The 3,684-nt window shown below is 37.7% G+C and carries 5 protein-coding genes; 2 read left to right on the forward strand and 3 right to left on the reverse strand.

The window, feature by feature from the left end; all coding sequences use genetic code 11:
• The first annotated feature begins 234 nt into the window (after positions 1–234).
• Complete coding sequence (locus HK25_RS05570) at positions 235–1,443, forward strand: hypothetical protein (protein WP_086635583.1); 1,209 nt, start codon at positions 235–237, stop codon at positions 1,441–1,443.
• A gap of 110 nt (positions 1,444–1,553) precedes the next feature.
• On the opposite strand, the gene HK25_RS05575 is transcribed toward HK25_RS05570, so the two are convergent.
• Genes HK25_RS05575 through HK25_RS05585 form a run of 3 tightly spaced genes read right to left on the reverse strand, consistent with a single transcriptional unit; the run spans position 1,554 to position 3,265 of the window.
• A complete protein-coding gene (locus tag HK25_RS05575) occupies positions 1,554–2,792 on the reverse strand; it encodes a plasmid recombination protein (RefSeq protein WP_086635584.1) in 1,239 nt (412 codons plus the stop codon).
• The gene (locus tag HK25_RS05580; protein WP_086635585.1) at positions 2,793–3,065 is read right to left on the reverse strand and encodes a hypothetical protein; all 273 of its coding nucleotides are present in this window, start codon (positions 3,063–3,065) and stop codon (positions 2,793–2,795) included.
• An 11-nt stretch (positions 3,066–3,076) separates the two neighbouring features.
• The gene (locus tag HK25_RS05585) at positions 3,077–3,265 is read right to left on the reverse strand and encodes a hypothetical protein (RefSeq protein WP_086635586.1); all 189 of its coding nucleotides are present in this window, start codon (positions 3,263–3,265) and stop codon (positions 3,077–3,079) included.
• Positions 3,266–3,433: 168 nt separating this feature from the next.
• Here HK25_RS05585 and HK25_RS13355 point away from each other — a divergent pair.
• Positions 3,434–3,684 (forward strand): hypothetical protein (locus tag HK25_RS13355; protein WP_233127712.1); only part of this gene is annotated, 251 nt, incomplete at its 3' end.

The raw sequence follows: 3,684 nt of genomic DNA on the forward strand, positions 1-3,684 counted from the left end.
GGTTGCTCGGTTCTGGGGGGGGGCTAGCTGGCGACATTAGTCAAAAAACTTTGACATTTTCGCTATTTAGGCAGACCATAAAAAAACCCCTCTGGAGCTACCAACTCCAAAGGGGTGGATTTCAACAGGTGGTGGCCTGAAGAAAAAAACTTTTTTGCAATGCTTAGTATGGCGAGACCGCCGGATTAAGTCAAGTTTTTTCAGCAAGGCACCACATTCAGGAGGTGCTTATGCATGGAAGACTTATTATCAGATGATTTAAAAGAACAGTCACAAGAAGAATATGGAAACCTAAAAGACTGGCATAAAAAAAATCCATGTCTCCTAGTGAACTCATATCTATCTATTCAGGAAAAAAATCCAGAATTATTGAAGCTGGCTAAAATTGTTTTGCCAAAAATGCCAAGAGTTGTTCGAGGCTCCCAAAATCTTAAATCTATTAATGTGGAACATTCGAGTCATATTTTTCCATTAAATCAGGCTTGTGACCTTCCATGGATTTCATTCGATTCAAGAGATTTCAGAAATGTCCTGTTGCTCGATATCGATCATTCGGATGGATTGGAACTCTGGGAAGAACTTCCTCAGAATATTAGACCTCACCTTGTGATCGATCCTTATTCTGGTCGTTCTGCTGGCATTTTTGTCCTGAAAACTCCCATTCTTACTAAAGGTCAGAAACAGAATTTTTTCGGCAATATGTGCCATCAGATGGTTTCTGACTTTTTCAAAGCTTCACCCCTTCCACATGGATCTCTAACAAAAAATCCCTTTGGAAGGTCCGCCAATGTCATAGGAACCCTATCCAGAAGGACACCAGTCCCAACAACTGGAATAATTTGGGAAGCCTTCCAGCAAGCAGAAAATGGGCTTTGCTGGCATACTGTTCAGGGATGCCCTGAAATCGAGTTGCGCGACATTGTTGCCCATTTTTCGGCTGATTATATCGATTACACAGCCAAGCCGACAAAAAGACAATTCTCCAAAAAGAGAGGAGAACCCTCTGTTATTGGGTGGAATTGTTACCTTTTCGACGTTGTTCGGTTTTGGTCATACGACAACAACGAAACCAATTTTGAAAATATTCTAATTAAGACACAGGAGGAAAATAATATGCTTGATAAGCCCTTACCTCAATCAGATACAAAATCGATTAGCAGATCCATCCATAAGTTTATGACAACTCGATATCGTCCAAAGACGAAAGAAGACACCATAAACAGGGGAGTTATGAATCTTCAATCATCTGATATCGAATTGAAAAAGAAGCAGAAATTAGCCGCTCTTAGGTCTTCTGACATTAAGGCAGATGATACCCAACACAAAATCAGGCAAGCAATCAGACTCTTCCCAGAAGGCAGGAAACTGACACAAAAAGCCGTCTCTGACATGTCTGGGGTATGCTTGAGGACAGTTAAAAAACACTGGAAAAATGTCACCTGAAAAAGGTGCATTTCGGTGTCTATCAGGTATTACAGGCGGAACGGCTGGAAAAATGGTTATCAAAAATAAAAAAATAATAAAAATTTCTTTTTTAAAAGTGGATTCCTATATTACTTTTTATAACCATTTTTAGAAGATTGTATACTTATAGAATTACTCAAATCAGCATACTTATTTTTATAGTCTTCCTTCTCTTTTTCCAATTTATCATTTTCAGATATGAGAGAAGAAACCTTATTTTTAAGTTCTTGTTTCTCTCTATCAGAATTATCAGATATCAACATATCTTTTCTTCTAAGTTCTTCGGAATAATCTTTTTCTTTTTGGATGGTTTCTTTTTCTTTCTTTAGTTTTGAAATAGATTTTTTTAATTTTGAAATCTGGGAAGATGACTTTTTAATACCTTCTTTTAAACCTTCTTCTCGAATGTTATGCATAAGCCTTTTAACGAACCAAGTGCTTTTTATATCTTTAATCTTTTCTTCTTCTTGTGAAATCTCATTTTTAATTTTGGTAAGCTGTTGGTCAGCATCCTGCAAAATTTTAGCAGCTTGTTCTTTTGCCTGAGCTATCAGTTGCTCGGCTTCTGATTTAGCTTGTTCTTTTGTTTTGGAAACAAAAGAATTTTTTTGAGAGATAGCCCTTTTTAATGATTGGGCTTGTTGGTTTTCTTTTTGCCAAGCATCACGCGAGAGTCTGCGCTTACCTGGTCCTATTCGAGATAGTCCGCAGGGAATGGCAACCTTTTCATAATATGAGTCCTGCCACTCTCTCCAGGCTTCCTTATATTTTCTGTCACCTACCTTATTGGCTTCTTTTTTGGGAAGTTTCAAAGCTTCATCAGATTTCAGGAAGTCAGTTTTGGCACGTCTTCCAATATTATATTTATCAGATTTGAGGTCATCAGGGATGAGGTAGGCGTGCAAATGAGGATGTGACTCATCAGTGTGTTCAATGACTGTTTTCAGTTCTGAACCATATTTTTGTTTAAGCCAGTCAACTGACAGCTTTTTCCATTCTTCATAATCTTTTGAATATTGTTGTTCGTTCTGATTTTCTGCAATCGATGGGAAAGAGAGGACAACAGTACCAAGAGTCTGTTGGTCTTTCCGGATGCTCCTGGTTTGCCCTTTTGAATTGGTCATTTTGGCACTGTCACACATGGAATCATGGAGTGACTCCAGGTCATCCAGTCCAATCCCATAAACCAGATTAGGAGGATGAGGCTCAGGAACATGAGGACAAGCCCCATCTTCTCTTTTAGCCTCTGCAATTATCTCTTTGGTTGAGAATTTTTTTTCTGTCTTCTTCCTGCTGTATGTCTCGCAGTGTATGAACTGGTAAGCCATTTATTTATCTGGAAACATAAAATCATAATAATCTTTATCGTGTGCAATCTCAATTTCTTTAAGTAGAAACAGATAAGATATTATGTCTTCAAAAAGTTCTTCAGAAACAAGTTTTTGAATTTCGTCTGAATTATCTTGATTTTTAAAATAAGAACTAATTTTTTTAAAAGTGTCTTCTGTTGAATTATCTTTAATATACTTTAGCTCTTTTTCAGCATCTTTTTTTAATGATTTCAATTTTTCCAATCTTATTTTTTCTGACTTTTTTCCCATTTTTTTCTCCTTCAAAAATCAAAAGAAACTTCATTCGAGAAGCTGGCAATATAGCTTAATGCCCCATAAATATTTTCTTTTTCATAAGTCTCTTTTGAGCAAATATGTTTTTCATCCGACCCAAAAGAAAGGTAAACTTGTCCACCTTCTTCAATAATAGATATGTTTTTATCCCCTACAATTAGATTTCCAATCTCCATTTTTTTCTCCTTTTATTAAAAGCCACTTTTCTATATTATCACAATATTTTTAAAATTGCAATATAAGTTATTAGTGACCGACTAACATCTTGCAAAGCAAGATATCGGCCATTGCATGGAGCTAAGAAAAAAGAAGAGTGGAGAACCATCAGGAATAATACGCTTCGCGTGCTACGCATCTCCCGCTCTGCGCTCGATATTATTCAGCATCATCTTTTTTGTGTGTCTGTTGGTATTGCTCAGGAGGAGGGAGGGGTTGGTTTCGTTGTCGCCTCTCCTGGTGTTCTTCCAGGTATGCAAGCGAATGCGCTTTCGGACCAAAGGGACGAAATCAACCACCACCACCGGGGGGGGTGGTTGCTCGGTTCTGGGGGGGGGCTAGCTGGCGACATTAGTCAAAAAACTTTGACATTTTCGCT

The organism is Acetobacter sp. DsW_059 (assembly GCF_002153695.1).
Classification (GTDB): domain Bacteria; phylum Pseudomonadota; class Alphaproteobacteria; order Acetobacterales; family Acetobacteraceae; genus Acetobacter; species Acetobacter thailandicus.

Excerpts from the sequence above, each read along its gene's own strand:
- HK25_RS05575 (WP_086635584.1), bottom strand. The coding sequence starts at position 2,792 with ATGGCTTACCAGTTCATACACTGCGAGACATACAGCAGGAAGAAGACA.
- HK25_RS05585 (WP_086635586.1), bottom strand. The coding sequence starts at position 3,265 with ATGGAGATTGGAAATCTAATTGTAGGGGATAAAAACATATCTATTATT.
- HK25_RS05570 (WP_086635583.1), top strand. The coding sequence starts at position 235 with ATGGAAGACTTATTATCAGATGATTTAAAAGAACAGTCACAAGAAGAA.
- HK25_RS05580 (WP_086635585.1), bottom strand. The coding sequence starts at position 3,065 with ATGGGAAAAAAGTCAGAAAAAATAAGATTGGAAAAATTGAAATCATTA.